Source organism: Dokdonella sp. GW821-FHT11D02, assembly GCF_058808595.1.
In genome coordinates this window covers 1,271,656-1,290,068 of sequence record NZ_CM179520.1, presented here as the reverse complement: position 1 = coordinate 1,290,068, position 18,413 = coordinate 1,271,656, and the positions used below count along the sequence as shown (strand labels likewise).

At 64.2% G+C, this 18,413-nt stretch carries 18 protein-coding genes; 11 read left to right on the top strand and 7 right to left on the bottom strand.

Annotation, left to right across the window (positions count from 1 at the left end; translation table 11 throughout):
* The first annotated feature begins 1 nt into the window (after position 1).
* The gene (locus tag AC3QL3_RS05445; RefSeq protein WP_492897320.1) at positions 2 to 301 is read left to right on the top strand and encodes a YlcI/YnfO family protein; all 300 of its coding nucleotides are present in this window, start codon (positions 2 to 4) and stop codon (positions 299 to 301) included.
* Between the two features lie 54 nt (positions 302 to 355).
* Here AC3QL3_RS05445 and AC3QL3_RS05440 read toward each other — a convergent pair whose 3' ends face one another.
* The 4 genes from AC3QL3_RS05440 to AC3QL3_RS05425 form a co-directional block, all read right to left on the bottom strand.
* A complete protein-coding gene (locus AC3QL3_RS05440) occupies positions 356 to 1,546 on the bottom strand; it encodes an OprO/OprP family phosphate-selective porin (protein WP_492897319.1) in 1,191 nt (396 codons plus the stop codon).
* Positions 1,547 to 1,658: 112 nt separating this feature from the next.
* On the bottom strand, positions 1,659 to 2,015 hold the full coding sequence (locus AC3QL3_RS05435; RefSeq protein WP_492897317.1) for a winged helix-turn-helix domain-containing protein: 357 nt from the start codon (positions 2,013 to 2,015) through the stop codon (positions 1,659 to 1,661).
* A gap of 43 nt (positions 2,016 to 2,058) precedes the next feature.
* Positions 2,059 to 2,595 carry a molybdopterin-dependent oxidoreductase gene (locus tag AC3QL3_RS05430; RefSeq protein WP_492897316.1) on the bottom strand — a complete coding sequence of 179 codons (537 nt, stop codon included), beginning with the start codon at positions 2,593 to 2,595 and terminating at the stop codon, positions 2,059 to 2,061.
* A gap of 17 nt (positions 2,596 to 2,612) precedes the next feature.
* Positions 2,613 to 4,628, bottom strand: a complete 2,016-nt coding sequence (locus AC3QL3_RS05425; protein ID WP_492897315.1) for a TonB-dependent receptor plug domain-containing protein — start codon at positions 4,626 to 4,628, stop codon at positions 2,613 to 2,615.
* A gap of 177 nt (positions 4,629 to 4,805) precedes the next feature.
* Here AC3QL3_RS05425 and modA point away from each other — a divergent pair, with 177 nt between their 5' ends.
* The 5 genes from modA (at position 4,806) to AC3QL3_RS05400 (ending at position 9,395) form a co-directional block, all read left to right on the top strand.
* On the top strand, positions 4,806 to 5,606 hold the full coding sequence (modA, locus tag AC3QL3_RS05420; protein WP_492897314.1) for a molybdate ABC transporter substrate-binding protein: 801 nt from the start codon (positions 4,806 to 4,808) through the stop codon (positions 5,604 to 5,606).
* A 30-nt stretch (positions 5,607 to 5,636) separates the two neighbouring features.
* Complete coding sequence (gene modB, locus AC3QL3_RS05415) at positions 5,637 to 6,332, top strand: molybdate ABC transporter permease subunit (RefSeq protein WP_492897313.1); 696 nt, start codon at positions 5,637 to 5,639, stop codon at positions 6,330 to 6,332.
* Positions 6,325 to 7,029: an ATP-binding cassette domain-containing protein gene (locus AC3QL3_RS05410; RefSeq protein ID WP_492897312.1), complete on the top strand. Its 705-nt coding sequence runs from the start codon at positions 6,325 to 6,327 to the stop codon at positions 7,027 to 7,029. The genes modB and AC3QL3_RS05410 overlap by 8 nt, the downstream gene beginning before the upstream one ends.
* Positions 7,030 to 7,106: 77 nt before the next feature.
* Positions 7,107 to 7,547 carry a hypothetical protein gene (locus tag AC3QL3_RS05405; protein ID WP_492897311.1) on the top strand — a complete coding sequence of 147 codons (441 nt, stop codon included), beginning with the start codon at positions 7,107 to 7,109 and terminating at the stop codon, positions 7,545 to 7,547.
* 57 nt (positions 7,548 to 7,604) lie between these two features.
* Positions 7,605 to 9,395 (top strand): acyl-CoA dehydrogenase C-terminal domain-containing protein, encoded by a 1,791-nt coding sequence (locus tag AC3QL3_RS05400; protein WP_492897310.1) that lies wholly within the window; start codon positions 7,605 to 7,607, stop codon positions 9,393 to 9,395.
* Positions 9,396 to 10,705: 1,310 nt separating this feature from the next.
* Here AC3QL3_RS05400 and AC3QL3_RS05395 read toward each other — a convergent pair.
* Complete coding sequence (locus AC3QL3_RS05395; RefSeq protein ID WP_492897309.1) at positions 10,706 to 11,185, bottom strand: hypothetical protein; 480 nt, start codon at positions 11,183 to 11,185, stop codon at positions 10,706 to 10,708.
* Between the two features lie 103 nt (positions 11,186 to 11,288).
* Positions 11,289 to 11,789 (bottom strand): hypothetical protein, encoded by a 501-nt coding sequence (locus AC3QL3_RS05390; protein ID WP_492897308.1) that lies wholly within the window; start codon positions 11,787 to 11,789, stop codon positions 11,289 to 11,291.
* A 215-nt stretch (positions 11,790 to 12,004) separates the two neighbouring features.
* Between AC3QL3_RS05390 and AC3QL3_RS05385 the strand changes: the two genes are divergently transcribed.
* From AC3QL3_RS05385 to AC3QL3_RS05370, 4 genes are all read left to right on the top strand, one after another.
* Positions 12,005 to 14,377, top strand: a complete 2,373-nt coding sequence (locus AC3QL3_RS05385; RefSeq protein WP_492897307.1) for a trypsin-like peptidase domain-containing protein — start codon at positions 12,005 to 12,007, stop codon at positions 14,375 to 14,377.
* A gap of 289 nt (positions 14,378 to 14,666) precedes the next feature.
* Positions 14,667 to 14,960, top strand: a complete 294-nt coding sequence (locus AC3QL3_RS05380) for a hypothetical protein (protein WP_492897306.1) — start codon at positions 14,667 to 14,669, stop codon at positions 14,958 to 14,960.
* 61 nt (positions 14,961 to 15,021) lie between these two features.
* Positions 15,022 to 15,498, top strand: a complete 477-nt coding sequence (locus AC3QL3_RS05375) for a GNAT family N-acetyltransferase (protein ID WP_492897305.1) — start codon at positions 15,022 to 15,024, stop codon at positions 15,496 to 15,498.
* 265 nt (positions 15,499 to 15,763) lie between these two features.
* Positions 15,764 to 16,357 carry an HNH endonuclease gene (locus AC3QL3_RS05370; protein ID WP_492897304.1) on the top strand — a complete coding sequence of 198 codons (594 nt, stop codon included), beginning with the start codon at positions 15,764 to 15,766 and terminating at the stop codon, positions 16,355 to 16,357.
* A gap of 6 nt (positions 16,358 to 16,363) precedes the next feature.
* Here the strand turns inward: AC3QL3_RS05370 and AC3QL3_RS05365 are convergent, their stop codons facing one another.
* A complete protein-coding gene (locus AC3QL3_RS05365; RefSeq protein WP_492897303.1) occupies positions 16,364 to 17,278 on the bottom strand; it encodes a right-handed parallel beta-helix repeat-containing protein in 915 nt (304 codons plus the stop codon).
* A 329-nt stretch (positions 17,279 to 17,607) separates the two neighbouring features.
* On the opposite strand from AC3QL3_RS05365, the gene AC3QL3_RS05360 reads away from it, so the two are divergent.
* Positions 17,608 to 18,321 carry an ion channel gene (locus AC3QL3_RS05360; protein WP_492897302.1) on the top strand — a complete coding sequence of 238 codons (714 nt, stop codon included), beginning with the start codon at positions 17,608 to 17,610 and terminating at the stop codon, positions 18,319 to 18,321.
* The last annotated feature ends 92 nt before the right edge of the window (positions 18,322 to 18,413 follow it).

Here is an 18,413-nt window from a genome sequence, read left to right as displayed (position 1 = left end):
CATGCGTAGCAATTTCAACGCAACCTCTGCCATGAAGACTTCGAGCTTTCCCTCGCCGAGCGTCGATCGCGCTTTGCGCGAAGCCACCGAAGCCGTCTCGCAAGAAGGCGAGACGCCATCAAACGTGGCCGGGAAGTCGGTGCGCGCACAAATCGACAAACCCCCCGCGCAGGAAGAATTCATCGCGCGTGGACTGTCCACGCGCAAAAGCGCGAAACGCCTTGGCGACTACGTCTCCTCGGCAATCGTGCTGAAGAATCTGGAAGCCCGGTTGGCCAAGACGAAGATGCGCCGGCGATGAGTTTCCGCGTCCGTTTCACACCGGACGCGCAGCTGTGAGATGAGTGTGCAGCGATCAGAAATAGATCTGCGCGCGCAACTCGAAAATCCGCGGATCGAGCGCAAGCCCGGCGCGGTCGCTGTTCGCCCAGATGTAGTTCGCCTGGAACTTGAAGTGCTGGGTCAGATACCAGTTCGCGCCGAGTGTCCAATCGTGCTGCTTGCCGCCTTTGACGAGGGTGTCGTTGAGGTCGAGCTGGCTGTAGCGCAGCAGCAGCTCCCACGCTCCCCACGGGCCCTTCGGCTTGAGGTTGCTGGTGTTGCCGCCGCTGTAAGGGCGCGCTTCGCCGGTGACGACCCAGCTGCCGAACACGTAGAAGCCGTCGGCGGAGTAGTCGGGCTTGCCGGCCTTGCGCGCAACGTCGACATTGAGCCACTCGCCCTGCACCGACCACGGGCCGGCGATCCACAAGCCTTCCAGGCCGTAGCGGCGGATGTCGTCGACGTCACCGAGCGCGCCGCTGTCGATCAGGCGCACGGTGGTCAGGCCGGCTTCCGGCACCGAGCGAATGCGCGCGCTCGGTGAACTGCGCACGCCGCGACCGTTGGTGGTCGCGTCCGGGCTTTCCTCCGACGCCGATACGCCGAGATGGACGACGTCGCCCTCGCCCTTGCGCGGCGTCCACGCGACGCGGCCGCCGATGGTGGTGCCGTCGTTGTCGCCTTGCAGGTCCTGGCCCCAGTAGTAGCCGAGATTGACCAGGTACTGCGGCCGCTCGAACGCCCAGTCGATGCCGGTGCGGCGGCCTTCGAAGATCGCCTGTGCCGGCAGCGAGAGTTCGAGGAAGGAAGTCGCCTTCGACGAAGTGACGCCTTCGAACGCGACCGGCGTCTTCGAATAGCCGAAGCGAAACGCGCCGTAGTCCTGGCCGAAAAACGCTTTCGACTGCAGACGAAGGTTGACGTCCTGCCAGCTCTTGGCTTGATATTCGTAGGCGATGGTGGCTTCGTAGACGCCCTTCTTCTTCAAGGTCAGGCCGAGTTCCTTGCGCCGGTTGGTATGGGAATCCTCGAAGCGCGAGCTGCCGTTGGGCAGGGTGTCGTCGCTGAATTCGTTGATGTCGTAGCGATAGACGCCGGTCAGCCCGATGTCGGTGCCGTCGCCGAAGGTGTAGTGCACCGGCCAGTCGTTCAGATCGTAGGCGAGCGCCGGCGCGGTGAACGCGGACAGTGCGACGGACGCGAGCAAGAGTGCATGGCGGTTCATGGCGTGCGGTTTCGCTCCCCGAATGGTCGGCCGATCTTCCGCTGCGCTTGCTGCGCCGCGGAACTGACACATGGTTGTAAACATATGCCTGCCGCGCGACTCGGCGCGCGGCTTACTTCAAATGCCGGCGCAGCGCGGCGACGTCCACGGCGATCGTCTTCGCCGCCGCCTCGCGCAGGCGCGAGTAGCGCGCGAGCACGTCCTCGCCGATCCGCGTCAGCCGCGCACCGCCGCCGCCCGAGCCGCCCTTACTCGCCTCGACCAAGGGCTCGCGGAAACTGCCGTTGAGCTCCTCGACCAGCTGCCAGGCACGCTTGTAGCTCATGCGCATCGCACGGCCTGCAGCGGCGATCGAACCGGTCTGGCGGATGCCGGCGAGCAGATCGGCCTTGCCCGGACCGAGCGCGATTCCCGGTGCGAGCGTGACGCGCAGATGCAGCGCGTCGGCGGGCTTGTTCTTCGCGGTCATGGCGGCGGTCTCGATCGCACTCGGCGGCGGATCGATGGTAGAGCTATTTCTCCGGCGCACGCAGTACGTCGATCGCGACGACCTGGCGCACCCAGCGCGCCGGGCGCTTTTCGCCGGCCGCGACGATGCGGAACGGTCCCTCTTTCGCGTCCAGCGGCTTGCCGTCGCGGCGGTCGGCCAGGATGACTTCGGCATCGCGAAAACCGGGATCGAGCTCGGCCAATGCATACACCGCGCGATAGCCGTCGGCCGCGTCGATGCGCAGGTACAGCGCGAGCGCCTTGCCACGCAAGGTCTCGCCGGTCGGCACGCCGGCCTCGCGCAAAAGATCGATAAGACGCACGCCTTCCCAGCGACCGGGCGTGCCGTGATCGTTCGCCGCGATCGTCTGCCGCGGCAGCTTCGCCAACGCGGCCGCGTCGAGCCGCAAGGGCTTGCTCACTTCGCCGCCGATCGTGACCACCGCTGGCGCCGCGGCCGCCGTGGTCGCCGGCGCGCGTTCGGCTTGCGCCGGTCCGACCGTCAGCCACGCCGCGAGTGCGAAGGCCCAGGCCAGGCCGTGCCGCTTAAAAATCGTCATGCCGTTCTCCTTGCGCATCAAAACGTCTTGCCGAGTTCAGCGAAAAAGGTCCGCCCGGCTTCCGGGAAGCCTTCTTGATAGCTGTAGCGGCGATCGAGTGCGTTGCGCACGCCGAAGCCGAGCTCGAACGAAGCGAGCGGTCCACGCACACCGGCGTCGATGACCGTGAACCCGCCGGCGACGCGCGCACCGTTGCTGGCGGAATAGCGCTTGCTTTCCGCATCGGCCGACAAGGTCGCCTGCCAGCGCGACGCGAAACGGTAGTCGAGCGCGGCGAACAGTTTCTGTCGCGGCGTATCGGTTGGGAGTACCGACGGCTGCGCCAGATTGCGCCGCTGCACGTAGCTGTAGTTCGCGCGCAGCGACCAGGCATCAGACAACCCCAGATCGCCGGACAGCTCGACACCGCGATGCCGCGCGCGACCGACGTTGCGCAATTGCGAGCACGGCGGCGAGGTGCACGCGGCGGGTTCGAGCGTGACGCTCTGGATCGCATCGCGCAGGCGGCTGTCGAACAAGGCGACCTTGTAGCCGAACGCACCGCGCGAGCCGCGTGCGCCGACCTCGATCGTGTCGCTGTCTTCCGGCTTCAGCCCGGGATTGGGAATGGCCGAGCCGAGCCGATACGAATAGCGGTCCTTCAAGGTCGGAAAGCGCGTCTTGCGGCTCTTGCCGGCGTACAGCTGCAGCTCGTCGGTGGCCTGCCAGGCCGCGACCAGCTGGCCGTTGAAGGCGACGTCGCTGCCGACCGCGAACGGCACGATGCGGTTGCCGGCGCCGAGGTTGTCGGCGCGCTGCGCCTGCAACAGGTTCCACGACACGCCCGGCGTGATCGTCCAAGCGGCGTTCGGTCGCCATTCGTGTTCGAGCGCGGCCGACCAGGTGCGGTCCTTGAAGCGTTCCCACGGCGCGCCAACCGCGTCGCTCTCGCGATGGAAATCCTGCTTGCCGTGCAGCGCCATGCGCGTGATCTGGCTTTCCGACCAGCGCTGCTCGAAGGCGACGCTGAAGCCGTAGGTGTGATCGTCGTACAGACTGGTGAATGCGTACGGACGGCGCTGGGTGGTGTAGCTGGCGTCGTCGTAGGAACGCAGTTCGTTCTGGAAGCTGTCGTAGTAGAGCCGCAAGCTGAGATCGGCCGAATCGAGCACGCGTGTGCGCGAGAGGAAATAGACACCGTCCTTGTCCCACTTCGGCCAGCGCCAGTAACGCGCGCTGACGCCGGCGGCGCGACCGGCGTAGGGCGGCGTCTCTTTGTCGTCGTCGACGCGGTAGAGATTCAACGCGTACTCGTCGGTCGCGTTCGGCGTCCAGCCGAGCTTGAAGGAGAGATCGAGATCGCGCGCGCCGGAATTCGCGCGCCGGCTGCCCGGCTGATTGGCCGAACGCGGATAGCCCGACGGCAGCGTGTAGTAATCGGCGTCCTGCCATGACGCGCTCGCCTGCGCGTACCACGAGCCTTGGTTGGTGCCGAAGCGGCCGCCGGCGCGATAGGCCGGCAGGTCGCCGGAACGATCGAGATCGAAGCCGGCGTAGGCGCGGCCTTCGAAGCGTTCCTGCGGCCGCCGGCTGACCAGGTTGATGCTGCCGCCGAGCGCGTTCGGTCCGTACAGCACCGAGGTCAACCCCTTGGTCACGACGATGCGCGACAGCCCGTCCACGCCGAGACGCGCGAGATCGAGATTGCCGTCGTAGGGCACGTACACCGGCACGCCGTCGACGTACAAGGTGACCTGGCGGCTGTCGAAGCCGCGCACGTTCACCAGCGAATCGCGCCGCTGGCCGAAGTTCTGCCGCGTGACGCCGGGCAGAAGATCGAGCGCTTCGGCCACGTTGCGGCGCGCCTGCGTGCGGATGTCCTCGATGTCGAGCACGTCGGCGCCCAACGGCGACACATCGCCGCTGCTGCCGATCACTTCGACCACACCGAGCGGCACCGCCGCTTCCACTGTTTTCGCCGCCTCCTCCGCGTTCGCGGCAGCGCTCACCAGCGCGCACGCGATCGCCAGCGCGACCGCCCTCCCCTTCGACATAGGCTTACCGACCCCAGTCCGCGTGTCGCGGTATCGATATAGTCAAATGACTATATAGCATGGCCTCACCACCGACTCGATGCCGGCGACGCAGGCGCATCGACCAGAGCGCCGTTTGCAGCGGACCGGGAACGCGATATGTTCCGCCGTATCCATCGCTGCCAGGGGCGTCTTCCGATGAATCGCACGCGTCTTTCCGTTTCGCGCACGCTGCTCGCCGCTTTTCGTCTGCTCTGCCTGGTCGTGTTCGCGACGCCGTTCGCCGCGCGCGCCGAAGGCGTGCTGGTGTTCGCGGCCGCCAGCCTGAAACCGTCGCTCGATCGCATTCTCGCCACGCCTGAAGTCGCCGCGCTCGGCGAGGTCAAGGCGAGCTACGCGGCGAGTTCGCAACTGGCCAAACAGATCGAGGCCGGCGCACCGGCGGCGATCTTCATTTCAGCCGATCAGGATTGGATGAACTACGTCGCCGAGCGCAAGCTGATCGTGACCGACTCGCGCGGCGATCTGCTCGGCAACGCGTTGGTGCTCGTCGCACCGAAGGACAGCAGCACCCAGCTGGCGATCGCACGCGGCTTCGACCTCGCCGGCGCGCTCGGCGCCGACGGCAAGCTCGCCCTCGGCGAGCCGAACAGCGTGCCGGCCGGCAAGTACGCCAAGGCGGCGCTGACTCAACTCGGCGTGTGGGACAGCGTCTCCGCGCGCATCGTCGCGGCCGACAACGTGCGTGCCGCATTGAACTTCGTCGCCAAGCGCGAGGCGCCGCTCGGCGTCGTCTATCGCTCCGACGCGACGTCCGAGCCGGCCGTGCGCGTGGTCGCTACCTTCCCCGGCGACAGCCACGCGCCGATCGTCTATCCGGCCGCGCTGATCGCCGCGCACGACACGCCGGCCGCGCGCAAGCTGCTCGATGCCTTGCGCGCACCGGCGCAACAAGCGATCTTCCGCAGCTATGGATTCGACGCGCCGCCGCAACGCTGAGCGCCCGCGCTCGGCGCGGCCGGCCCGCGCATGAGCCCGCTCGCGCCGGACGAGTGGGAGGCGCTCTGGCTCAGCCTGCGCGTCGGTCTGCTCGCGGTGCTCGGTGCGCTGCCGTTCGCGCTCGGTCTGGCTTGGCTGCTGTCGCGCAAGCGCTTCGCCGGGCGCACCTTGCTCGAATCCTTCTTGTTCCTGCCCTTGATTCTGCCGCCGGTGGTCACCGGCTACGCACTGCTCGCGCTGTTCGGCGTGCATGGCCCGCTCGGCAAGCTGCTCGGCGCGTTCGGCATCGTCGTCGCGTTCCGCTGGACGGGCGCGGTGATCGCCGCCGCCGTGATGGGTTTTCCGCTCTTGGTGCTGTCGATCCGCGCCGCGTTCGACAGCGTCGACCGTCGTCTCGAAGCGGCTGCGGAAACGCTCGGTGCCGGACCTTGGCGGCGTTTCGCGACGATCACCCTGCCCTTGTCATTGCGCGGCATCGCGGCCGGCTGCGTGCTCGCGTTCGCGCGTGCGTTCGGCGAATTCGGGGCGACCATCAGCTTCGTTTCCAACATTCCCGGCGAGACGCGCACCTTGCCGATCGCGATCTATGAACTGCTAAACGTGCCCGGCGGCATGCCGGGCGTGCAGCGGCTCGCCGTGGTCTCCTTGCTGGTCGCGCTGATCGCAAGCGCGAGCGCGACCCTGGTCGCCGGCGGCGCACCGTGGCGGAGGCGCGAGGATGCTTGAGCTGCAGCTGCGCCATCCGCTCGGCGAACTCGAGCTCGACCTCGCGTTCCGCTCCGAGGCGCGCACTCTGGCCTTGTTCGGTCATTCCGGTGCCGGCAAGACCAGCGTGCTGAACGCGATCGCCGGCCTGCTCTCGCCGCAATCGGGGCGCATCGTGCTCGACGGCGAAGTGCTGTTCGACAGCGCCGCCGATATCTGTGTGCCGCCGGCGCGACGGCGCCTCGGCTACGTTTTCCAGGACGGCCGCCTGTTCCCGCATCTGAGCGTGCGCCACAACCTGCTCTACGGCGCTCCCTCGCGCGAAGCCGAGCACGGCGCCGACTTCGCCGCCGCCGTCGAGCTGCTCGAACTCGCCCCCTTGCTCGAACGCCGGCCGCACAATCTTTCCGGCGGCGAGCGGCAGCGCGTCGCGATCGGCCGCGCGCTGTTGCGCGGGCCGCGCGCACTGCTGCTGGACGAACCGTTGACCGGCCTGCACGCCGAAGCACGCGTGCAGGTACTCGATCATCTGCGCCGGCTGAAACGTGAGCTGCGCGTGTTCACCGTGCTGGTCACCCACCATGCCGACGAGGTCGGCGCACTCGCCGACGAAGTGGTGCGCCTCAGCGCCGGACGCGTGCTGCGCCAAGTGCCGATCGCCGAGTTCGCCGCGCGCCGCGCGGCGTTCGCAGTGAAGGATGCGGCGCGCGCCGATTGAGGCCGATTCGCGCTTTGCGGCGCGCCGCGAACTTGGATAGGCTAGAGGTCCGATTCGAACGACCGTTTGAGGCCATCATGTCGCTGCGCTTTCTGTTCGCCGCACTCGCCCTGACCTGCGTCCTGACCGCATGCAGCAGCGGCCCGGCCCGGCGCGTGCATCCCTCGACGGCGAGCATCCAGCAGCTGAGCGTGCAGCCCGACGGCAGCTGGAAGCTCGAACTGCGCATCCAGAACTTCAGCACCATGCCGATGCGTTACAGCGCCTTGAGCGCGACGGTGACGATCGCCGGCACCGACGTCGGCGAAGTCACGATCGCACCGAACATCGACATCGTCGGCAACGCCGGCGACGTCGTGGTGGCGACCCTGAAGGCATCGAGCAAGCTGCCGACCAGCGGCGATTTCGCCTACACGCTCAAAGGCCGCATCGACACCAGCGAGCCGAAGGAAAGTTTTCCGTTCGAGCGTTCGAGCCGGCTGTCGCCGGTGCCGGGCGTGCCCGACACCTATCGCTGAGCGCATTCGCACGTCTGTCCGGCGCGAGCCGGCGTCCCCTGATCTCGGAGTGTTCTGATGAGCCGCTATGCCGCCCCGCTCGCCGATCTGCGTTTCGCGCTGTACGACGTGCTCGACGTGGAATCGACCTACGCCCGCCTGCCCGGCTGCGCCAACGCGACGCGCGACGTCGTCGACGCCGTACTCGACGAAGCAGCGCGCTTCACCGAACAAGTGTTGGCGCCGTTGAACCACAGCGGCGACCAGGAAGGCTGCAGCTTCGACAAAGCAACGCACAGCGTGCGCACGCCGAAAGGCTTCAAGGAAGCGTTCTTGCAGTACGTCGACGGCGGCTGGATCGGCCTCGTCGCCGACGAACGCTTCGGCGGCCAGGGCCTGCCGGAAACGCTCGGCGCGTCGCTGAAGGAAATGATCGACGCGGCGAACATGTCCTGGGGCAACTACCCGATGCTCTCGCACGGCGCCGCCTCGGCGCTGGAGCATCACGGCGAGGACTGGCAGCGCGAGGTGTTCCTGAAGCCGCTCGTGAGCGGCCAATGGACCGGCACCATGTGCCTGACCGAGCCGCATTGCGGCACCGACCTCGGCTTGCTCAAGACCAAGGCCGAGCCGAACGCGGACGGCAGCTATCGCATCAGCGGCACCAAGATCTTCATCACCGCCGGCGAGCACGATTTCGTCGACAACATCCTGCATCTGGTGCTCGCGCGCCTGCCGGACGCGCCGGCCGGAGTGAAGGGCATCTCGCTGTTCCTGGTTCCGAAATTCAAAGTCGGCAAGGACGGCAAAGTCGGCGAGCGCAATGCGGCCGTGTGCGGTTCGATCGAACACAAGATGGGCATCCACGGCTCGGTCACCTGCGTGATGAACTTCGACGGTGCCGAAGGCTGGCTGGTCGGCCAGCCGAACAAGGGCCTGGCCGCAATGTTCACCATGATGAATACCGCGCGCCTCGCGGTCGGCCTGCAAGGTTTGGGATTGACCGAACGCGCCTATCAGAACTCGCTCGCCTACGCGCGCGAGCGCCTGCAGATGCGCTCGCTTTCGGGCGCGAAGTTTCCCGACAAGCCGGCCGATCCTTTGATCGTGCATCCGGACGTGCGCCGCATGCTGCTGACGCAGAAGGCGTTCGCCGAAGGCGGCCGCCTGCTCGGCCTGTACGCGTACCTGCACGAAGACATCCGCAAGCACAGCGAGGACGCCGCCGAACGCGAACGCGCCGAAGCCCTGGTCTCGTTCCTGACGCCGATCGTCAAGGGCCTTCTGACCGAGGCCGGCATCGAATGCACCTATCACGGCCTGCAGATCTTCGGCGGCCACGGCTTCATCGTCGAGAACGGCATGGAGCAGTTCGCGCGCGACGCGCGCATCACCACGCTGTACGAAGGCACCACCCAGATCCAGGCAAACGACTTGCTCGGCCGCAAGATCATGCAGCTGCAGGGCGCCGGCTTGAAACATTTCCTGGCCGAGATCGGTGCGTTCTGCGCCAAGCACGCGAGCGATACGAAGCTGGCCGAATTCGTCGGTCCGCTCGCCGCCGCGGCGAAGGAATGGGGCGAACTCACGCTCGAACTCGGCAAACGCGCCAGCACCAACGCCGAAGAAATCGGCGGCGCCGCCTACGACTATCTCTTCTACTCCGGCTACATCGCGCTCGCCTACCTGTGGGCGCGCAGCGTGGTCGCGGCCGACGCCTCCAAACAATCGCCGGAGTTCCGCGAGGCAAAGCGCCTCACCGCGCGCTTCTACTTCGCGCGCATCCTGCCGCGCATCCATACGCATGCAGCGGCAATGCGCAGCGGCGCGGCGAACCTGCTCGAGATGACGGACGCGCAGTTCGGTTGAGCTCGGCGCGGAGCTCGCTCCACGCGCGTCCAATTGGGCTACGCGCGGTCATCTAAGTAGGCGATGAAAAAGACGATTTCCAGATCATGCCGTGAGCCATGCTCGCGGCGAGCCGGATAGCGGAGCCGCCTCACTCCACGATAAAGCTCTGTAACTCGACCGGAAAACCCCTCACGCTCAAAGAATAAGAACCACAACTCGTGTTGGGCTGACCCGCCCCTGGGTCCGTCGTCACGACCAGATAATAGGTCGCCCCGGCCGTCAAACTAAAGGGTGGACTCGTGGCCATTCCACCTGAGTTGGATCCACTCGCCGCAATCGTAGCGTGCACCGGATCGCAGGCATCCATCACGACCCAGCCGGGCGCATCAAGCGGGGGGGGCCCCGTTCTCCTAACCTCTACGGCTATGGGGGACTCTACTGCCACGAAGCTGTAAACGACGTCGTTCTGAGGGCTAGGAATTCCCCCCGGAAAGGATGGAAACGAATTGCCGGCCGCGCAGGTATCACGCACATCAACATAATTTGGGCTAAGCGGCAGCGGCGAGCCGCAAGTTTGTGCAGACGCATTCGTTGCGACCACCAGGATACCAAGAACGATAGGCAAGGCTTTCACTTTCGGTTGTCTCGTCGATAAGAAATTTATAGAGCTGCCTGCTCCGCGCTGCAGGTACCCGCACAACCACTAAGGCGCTGACCGTGAATCAGATGAACTTCTTCATTCAACGGTGAAACTTTGCAGCTCGACCGGCACCCAAATCGCAGTCAGAGAATATGGGCCGCAGTTTGTATTGGGCTGACCCGCACCCGGGTCTGTCGTTACGACTAGGTAGTAGACCTCTCCGGCTGTCAAAGTAAAATGTGGACTTGTTGCCGTTCCGCCCGAGTTGGACCCGCTCGCTAAAATCTTAGCGTGAACCGGATCGCAGGCATCCATTACCACCCACCCGGGTGCAGCAAGCGAACCCTTTCCGCGAACTTCGACGAGCATGTCGTCTCCAGTCATCGTAAAACGATATACGACGTCGTTCTGAGGGCTCGAAATTCCTCCGGGAAAGGATGGAAATGAATTGCCGGCCGTGCACGTATCACCCATATTGACGGTAAATGCCCTAAGCGGAAGCGGCGAACCGCAAGTTTGCGCAGCGGCGTTCGTTGTGATCAACAGCACGCTAAGAGCTATAGGAAAAGCATTCATTTTAAATCTCTTTATAAATTAAAGTAGAAAAATATTCAAACCTCATAAAAGCAGTCAGAAATTCCCCCACCTAGAGAAAATGTAGAATACTTTTCATTGATCGCACCGAAGCCTATTCAATGATAAAGCTCTGCAGCTCGACCGGAACATCTATGGTTGCAGTGTATGGACCGCAGGTGTTGTTGGGTTGTCCCGCACCCGGGTCTGTTGTGATGACCAAATAGTAGATGACTCCCGGGTCCAGGTTGAACGGTGCCGCTGTCGCCGTGCCGTTGTTGTTGGAACCCGACGCAATAATGTTCGCATGGACGGGATCGCAGGCATCGAGTACCACCCATCCCGGAGCAGGGAGAGAGGCCGAGCCTCGCACGGTAATCACCCCGATGTTATCTTGTTGCAAGCGAAAGCTGTAGACAACGTCGTTGTGAGGACTCGGAATTCCTCCCGGATAGGAGGGAAACGGATTGCCGGAAGTGCAGGTATCGCCACTAGTGCTGCCGAAACGTGGAATCGGTAGCGGCGAACTGCAAGTTTGCGCAAATGCATTCGCTGCGATCATCAAGGCGCCGAGAGTAATAATGGCTGCTTTCATTTTTTATTTCCTCGTCGATATAGAAATTAAAGAGCATTCTGCTCTCGCGCCGTAGGGAGCAGAACAATCCCAAGGCACTCACCGTGAATACAAATGAACTTTTTTATTGAACGGTGAAACTTTGGAGCTCGACCGGCAAATAGCCGACGATGGTCATCTCGAACGGGCCGCAATTGCTGTTGGGCTGGCCTGCACCGGGATCCGTTGTCACCGCCACGTAGTAGGTCGCGCCTTCGATCAAACTCGGAACCTTTCCCGCCGCGCTGCCGCTCTGGTTCGAACCACTGGCGACGATGCGTCCCTGTACCGGATCGCAGGCGTCGAGAATCACCCAACCGGGAGCGGCCAACGATCCCCTGCCGGAAACGACAATCGTCACCACACCTCTTTCCTGGGCCCACTTGAAGCTGTAGACGAAGTCGTTTTGCGGACTGGGAATCCCTCCGGGGTAGGAAGGAAAGGAATTGGCCGATGTGCAGGTATCTCCGTACTGAATGCTGTTGCTGTATAGGGCGGCGGGAGAGGCGCAGCTTTGCGCCGCCAAATCGCCCACAGCAGCCACAAGGCAGGTCGACATCAAGACACCAAGAACATTCTTTTGCATGCATTCCCCCTGAAAACTGGCGCGTCAGTCCCATCGCCGCTCCGTCGAGGCCGATGCGCGACGAGGCACTGGGTTGTTTCTCCGCAACGCAGCACTAACCACGACCCCGAGGCTAGGATACGGCCGACGCTCGTCCGTGTCGTTACAAAAAAATGGAATTCTGTTCAGGGCGAGCCGACGTTTCGTCTTCGCCGGAGGCGACGCGTCGGCTGACGTTGCGGCCGGGGGTTTTTCGCTCGGTGCGTGTGCGATCTCACATTCTTCGCCACGAGGAGCATCGTACGCTCCTCCGCACCACGTCTCTGACGAACGCTTTGGGGAGCACCATGTCCTTGAGATCGACGCTCAACGCTCTAGTCGCTGCGGCTCTGTGTGCCGTATGCGTGAACGTATCGGCCGACGAACCATCGCCCGAGATCCATCCCGCCACACCGTACGAGTACTGGAAGGACTACTGCGCCTACGCCGGCGAGGTCATCCCGAACATCTACGAGATCGCCGGCGGCTCTCTCTGGAGAGGTCTCAGCGCCGAGGCGATGCTCGTGCGTGTCGGTCAGATCGTGCCGAGGACGGACGATCCGAACTTCTGGCGCTTCACTCAAACCGAAGCGAACGTCAACGAGCCGGGAACCACGACGCCAATTCAAGGGCAGCTGGTTTTCCCGGGCGAGACTCGTCTCGCTCCGAATGTTCGCTCGGGATTCCTGATCGCACCGAACATCATCGCCACCGCGCCGCATACCAACGACTTCAACCCGAGCGATTTCGTGGTTGTCTTCAATGTGGCGGCGAAGAAGGATCCCACCACGCAAGCATGCCTGCCATTCGATCCAGAACACATTCCGGCAAGCGACGTCTATCGACCGAGAGCAGCCAATCCGCTCATCGCGAACACCATTCTCTATTACTTCAACATGTACGGCAGTTGGACCGGGGTCGACTACGCCGCCTTCTATCTCGACCGAGTCGCGACCGACCATCAGTACCTACGCATCCGCAAGACCGGCGGTATCTCGACCACGGATACGCTGGCGTTGTTGGGGCATCCGTTCGGCATGCGCACCAAGCTGCAGTACGGCATCGGTTACGCCGGAGAAACGACGAACAGCTCGTTCCCGAGCTTCGTCTACCCGACGTTCAACGATTTCTACCTGCTCAAGGGAATGTCCGGCGGCCCCGTTCTGAACCTCGATCGCAACTACGTCGAAACGGTGGTGGGGTCGCCGACCGGTTCGGGATGCCTCGGTTACTACTACACCGGCATCCAGCCGAACCTGAGCTACTACATGTACGACTTGTGCGACGACGTTCCCGAGCCGGCGCAATTCGCGTTCACGCCGTTTCACGACATCAACCAAGGTCCGATTTCGACTCTGGCGGCGTTGGTGCCGACCCCTTACCTCCGCGTCAACCCGCTGAGCGACGTCACCTACGTGCTGCCGATCAACGGCACGCCCTCGCCCGCGCAAACGGCCTATACCGTGACCGCCTCGCCGAGCGAAACCGCCAACACGGCCGTATCCGCCATATCGGTGCCCGGTCCGATCGCGAATCAGCCCAGCCTCACGCTCAGCAGCTATGCGACCTCGCTGGCGCCGGGTGCATCCACCACGGTCACTGCCACGGCGACGGTTCCGACCGGCACGCCCTGCGGCGTGTACGACCACTACGTCGCGATCGTCGACCAGACTCACATGGGATTCCGGGATCGCATGCTGCATCGCTTCGAGATCGGCATGACCGACTTCTCGGTCACACCCGACGACGCCTCCGACATCTACGGGATTACCGCCCCATCCGCGCCTGCCAACGTCACCTATACGATGACCAATACGCGCCCCAGCGCCGTGAACGTCAACGTGACCTTGGGGCAGCCATGGCTCTCCTTTGAAACGGGAAGCTCCAACCTCGTCAGCCTTGCACCGGCCGGACAGACCGGCGCGACCAAGACCGTCACGGTCAAGGTCAACGCTGCCGCTTTCGCGCTCGCGACCGGCGATTATCCGTTCACCGTCTCCTTTCAAGGACTGGGGAGCTGCGCGCTCAACGAGCCGGTGCAGAAGGCGGGCACCTTCCACAAGGGCCGATTGCTCCTCAAGAAGACGATCGATGCGCTCGTGTTCCCGCCGACCCCCGCCAATGCTCCGGTGACCGACACCTTTGCGGTCGCCTCCGCGTTCTGCGTCACCGACGCCAAAGTCCGCTTCAATACGTGGAACGTGGGGACTACCGTCGGCATCCCGCTCGCGCAGTGGGTGCCCAGTCTTCGCATCTATCTGGACTTGAATCAGACATCGAGCCAGCTGTGGAATCACAATCCGCTGCCGCCCGGCTGGGATGTCCCCTCTTCCTACGATCCGGTCGAAGGGGTCTACACCCAAACCCTGATCCTCGACCAGGGTCAGCACACGCCTCCAATCGGCGCGGGCAGCCTCTCCGTGTTCGGCAACAAGAATGCGGCGGGATCGTGGTCATTCCGTCTGTACGATGACGGCCAGAACATCGGCACCGGAATCGTGAGGAGCTGGGAACTCGAGCTGCGCGGCGTGCCGTGGTCCGGCCAGCCTGGCAGCACTCAATGCCTCTGACCATCCCGATCCCGATCAAGTAACACCTCGATTCGGAGCGCGCCCTCGGCGGTGCCGGGGGTGCGGTGGTCCGGCATCGCTGGAAGCGGAGCGCACATTCGGCGGCCTTCTAAGTCGCAGGATCGCAAAATCATCGTCAGATCCTGCGAACACCACCGCCGAGAATTGACGGTGCTAGGATGCCGCCGGGGATCGGCCACGGCCGCAGCGTCGAAGGAAAATCTGTTCGAGGGAGCGAGCCGCAGGTTCGGTGTCCGCGCATCCAACCGACCACTACAAGGGGCCAGGCATGGAACAGTATCTTCCGTTGATCATCCAGATCATCGCCGGTGCGATCGGCGGCAATGCGGCCGGTGCGGCTGCGAAGAACGTAAGCCTCGGCGGAGCCGGCAACACCATCGTCGGAGCGATCGGCGGCGGCGTGCTCGGTCAGCTGCTGCAGATCGCCCTGCCTTTGCTGCAAGGGGCGGGCGGCAATCTCGACGTCGGCGCGATCGCCGGCAATCTCGTCGGCGGCGGTGCGGCTGGCGCGATCGTCACGGCGATCATCGGCCTGATCAAGAACAAGGCCGCTGCCAAGTAACGACCCGAACCAGGACTACGCAAACGCGGCACACGGACGTGCCGGTCTTCGCAATCTCGTCATGGACTCCATCGCTGCGATACGCATCCGCTTGGCCCAGGCCGACGACGACGAATTCGTCCTCGGTCTAGTCGGCCGCTTCGTCGAATTCGAGCTGCCGGCCTGGCGCCGACGCGGCGAATGCGCCGCCGGCATTCGCGCCGATCTCGCTCGCCACCTGCGCGAGCAGCCGCCCGGCTCGCACATCTTCGTCGCCGAGGATGAGGACGGCGAACGCGCCGGCTTCCTGCACCTGCAGACGGCAACCGACTATTTCACCGCAGCGCAGAACTGCCACATCGCCGATCTCGCCGTCGCGCCCGATCGCGAAGGGCGTGGCATCGGCGGTGCGCTGTTGCGCTTCGCCGAAGATTGGGCGCGCCGACATCGCTGCCGGCATCTCACCTTGGCGGTTTTTCCGGGCAACGAGCGCGCACGCGCGCTGTACGAGCGCCACGGCTACGGTCTCGATCTGTTGCGCATGGCGAAGCGCATCTAGTTTTCGCCGATCGACAACGGACTTCGTTGGCTTTCGGTGAGTAAGGGCGCCTGCTCGTCGCGAAGTCCGGTTGCTATTCCTCTCGCGCTTGCAGTGGAGGTAACTACGAAGTCTCGTCTTCTTCCATTGAAGTGCCGACGACTTTCTCCACCAACCCACTTTTCAACGAAATGTTGACCAAGTGTCAACTAGTTGTTCTATGCTCCGGCGCCAAGTACGTGTTCGACGGCGCGGCGGACCCTCCGCCGCCCGCAACGGAGGCGCGATGCTTGCTGAAGTGCGTAGCTTGGGCGACATCCACAGCACCCGCGTGCTGTCGCTGGACTCGACCGGCCGCATCCTCGACTGGATGAGCTGGCAGGACGCGGTTTGCCTGTACGTGCGCGGCGCAGTCGCCTGGACCCTCGGCGAGGCCTGCCTGACCATCCACGGCGGCATCAACCGGATCTCCGGCGAACAAAGCTGCCTCGAGCTGCATCCGATCGTCGCCAGCACCGGCCACGCGCGACCGGCCGCGATCGATCCGGCGCCGGCACTGACCAATGTCGCGCTGTTCGCGCGTGATCGCATGCTGTGCCTGTACTGCGGCGAACATTTCCATCGCGGCGAATTGACCCGCGATCACGTCGTGCCGGTATCGAAGGGCGGCCGTGACATCTGGACCAATGTCGTCACCGCGTGCTGGTCGTGCAACGTCAAGAAGGGCAATCGCACGCCGCAGCAAGCCGGCATGCCGCTGCTCGCGGTGCCGTATCGGCCGAGCTGGGTCGAACACCTGATCCTGTCCAACCGCAACATCCTGGCTGACCAGATGGAGTTTCTGGTCAGCCACCTGCCGAAGAAGCGTCACCTCGCCTAAGCCGCCCTACTGCTGGCTGATCGTCGAGGTGAACAGTCCGTTGGTGCTGTTCTCGAACACCCGGTTGTTGCCATAAGAGATCAGCAAACCGGAAGCGAACAACGAAAGCCCGACGCCGTTGCCGGTGATGCTGGAATTGGACACGTAGATGGACGATTGGGCGCCGGTCGAACGGATACCGAAGGACGTGTTGTTGCTGACCAGCGAATTGTCGACGTTGATGCGCACTGCCGCGGTGCTGCCGACCGAGTTGATGCCGCTGTTGGTGTTCGCGTTGAGCACCGAATTTCGAAGCGAGGCTTTGCCGGAAACGATGTATAGACCGTGAGTGCTATTGGACAGATTCACCGTATCCATCGCGACCGTGGCGGCAATACCCGAAGCCGGCGACACGTACACGCCCGCATTGCCGGCCTTGCTCACCGTCACGTTGCGCAATAGAACCTGCGTGGCGGCAGCTGCCTCGATGCTCACTCCGTTCTGCGTGAAATTGTCGATGCTGGTGTTTTCCACGATCAGCTTGCCGGCATTCAGGAGGCGGATCGCGTTGATGCCGGTGCCGGCACCGTCGAGCGAGATGCCGCGCAGTATCACGGTATCGGTCGGTGCCGCGTTGACGATGATCCCATTGGTGCCCGCCGCGAGAACGCCGGCGACGACCCCGACCGCTTCGATCTCGATCGATTTGGTGATGGTGACGGCGCCGAAGCCGCCCGGATCGAGCGCATTGATGACGCCGGCTGGAGCGGTCTTCGAGATCGCTCCTGCGAAGGTCTTACACGGTGCGGTGCGGCTGCACGGATTGGCGTCGTCGCCGACACCCGAAACCCAGGTGCGCGTGGCCTGAGCGGAAGCCAACGACGGCACCAGCGCGAAAATGAAAAGCACGGCAATACGGACGAACGGATTCGATCTCAGCATGACACTCCCCCTGGCGCGATCCTCGTTGAAAATCGTCGCACTCGGCGAGTAACGCCGATGTGAAGCGGTTCAGGGAGCGCAATGCTGCGGCTCCGCGGCGCCTTGGCGCGTCGGCTGATGCGTTCCTGCCGTAAACCGTTGTTGCCCCTGTATCCCCGCGGCCGGACAATACCACGGCCCACAGCACCAACGCTCATGATGGATTCCGATCGTCAGTTGCACCGTGCCTGTCTCGCCGTCCCCGATGGCCTGTGCTGCCCGCGCCGACAGGTGCTGCAGAACGCGGTACCGACACCGCACGCCCGGCGGGTCGACACACACTCGTCTCCATGACCTCGCCCGCCAACGACGGCATCGCGCCGCCCCCGCCCAACTTCACGCGCCTGCGCTGGCTGGTCCGGCTGAATCGGCATCCCTCAGCCATCCTGCTCCTGGTGCAGCTGGCCGGGCTGATGATCTATCCCTTCCTCGAACAGACGCCGAGCGGCAGCGCCCTGCTGCGCGGCTTCGGCGTGATCGTGCTCGGGCTTGCGATCTGGATGGTGCGCAAGAGTTCCGGCCGCGCCTGGATCAGTGCCGGTATCGCCGCGCCGGTGCTGGTGATTGACCTGCTCGAAACCGCATTCGATCTACCGGCCTTGCGCGTATGGTCGGCCGCGCTCGAAGCGCTGTTCTACTTTTACGCGGCCGGCTGCCTGATCCGCTACATGCTGGCCGACCGCCGCGCCACCAGCGACGAGCTATTCGCGGCCGGCGCCACCTTCACCCTGATCGCATGGGCCTTCACTTACCTGTTCGTGATGTGCCAGCTGCTGCAGCCGGGCGCGTTCGGCGGCGCCGTCGATCCCGGCGCGCCGCGCAGCTGGACCGAGCTCTTGTTCCTCAGCTTCGTGCTGCTGTCGAGCACCGGCATCGGCGATGTGATCCCGCTCAGCGGGCCGGCGCGCGCGCTGGCGAGCCTGGAGATCTTCACCGGCGTGATGTACCTCGCCTTGGTGGTGTCGCGCTTGATCGGACTGACCGTGCTGCGGCGCGGCGACTGACGCCTCAGCGGCGAAAATGTTGCAGAAACATTGCGGACTTAGCCGCCGAATCTAGGGTTTGCCCGAATGGTCCGGCTTGGACCGCGCGCGCA

Coding starts and splice junctions, on each gene's coding strand:
- AC3QL3_RS05435 (WP_492897317.1), bottom strand. CDS start 2,015: ATGACCGCGAAGAACAAGCCCGCCGACGCGCTGCATCTGCGCGTCACG.
- AC3QL3_RS05425 (WP_492897315.1), bottom strand. CDS start 4,628: ATGTCGAAGGGGAGGGCGGTCGCGCTGGCGATCGCGTGCGCGCTGGTG.
- AC3QL3_RS05390 (WP_492897308.1), bottom strand. CDS start 11,789: ATGCAAAAGAATGTTCTTGGTGTCTTGATGTCGACCTGCCTTGTGGCT.
- modA (WP_492897314.1), top strand. CDS start 4,806: ATGAATCGCACGCGTCTTTCCGTTTCGCGCACGCTGCTCGCCGCTTTT.
- AC3QL3_RS05370 (WP_492897304.1), top strand. CDS start 15,764: ATGCTTGCTGAAGTGCGTAGCTTGGGCGACATCCACAGCACCCGCGTG.
- AC3QL3_RS05410 (WP_492897312.1), top strand. CDS start 6,325: ATGCTTGAGCTGCAGCTGCGCCATCCGCTCGGCGAACTCGAGCTCGAC.
- AC3QL3_RS05430 (WP_492897316.1), bottom strand. CDS start 2,595: ATGACGATTTTTAAGCGGCACGGCCTGGCCTGGGCCTTCGCACTCGCG.
- AC3QL3_RS05380 (WP_492897306.1), top strand. CDS start 14,667: ATGGAACAGTATCTTCCGTTGATCATCCAGATCATCGCCGGTGCGATC.
- AC3QL3_RS05445 (WP_492897320.1), top strand. CDS start 2: ATGCGTAGCAATTTCAACGCAACCTCTGCCATGAAGACTTCGAGCTTT.
- AC3QL3_RS05400 (WP_492897310.1), top strand. CDS start 7,605: ATGAGCCGCTATGCCGCCCCGCTCGCCGATCTGCGTTTCGCGCTGTAC.
- AC3QL3_RS05405 (WP_492897311.1), top strand. CDS start 7,107: ATGTCGCTGCGCTTTCTGTTCGCCGCACTCGCCCTGACCTGCGTCCTG.
- AC3QL3_RS05360 (WP_492897302.1), top strand. CDS start 17,608: ATGACCTCGCCCGCCAACGACGGCATCGCGCCGCCCCCGCCCAACTTC.
- AC3QL3_RS05440 (WP_492897319.1), bottom strand. CDS start 1,546: ATGAACCGCCATGCACTCTTGCTCGCGTCCGTCGCACTGTCCGCGTTC.
- modB (WP_492897313.1), top strand. CDS start 5,637: ATGAGCCCGCTCGCGCCGGACGAGTGGGAGGCGCTCTGGCTCAGCCTG.
- AC3QL3_RS05365 (WP_492897303.1), bottom strand. CDS start 17,278: ATGCTGAGATCGAATCCGTTCGTCCGTATTGCCGTGCTTTTCATTTTC.
- AC3QL3_RS05395 (WP_492897309.1), bottom strand. CDS start 11,185: ATGAAAGCAGCCATTATTACTCTCGGCGCCTTGATGATCGCAGCGAAT.
- AC3QL3_RS05375 (WP_492897305.1), top strand. CDS start 15,022: ATGGACTCCATCGCTGCGATACGCATCCGCTTGGCCCAGGCCGACGAC.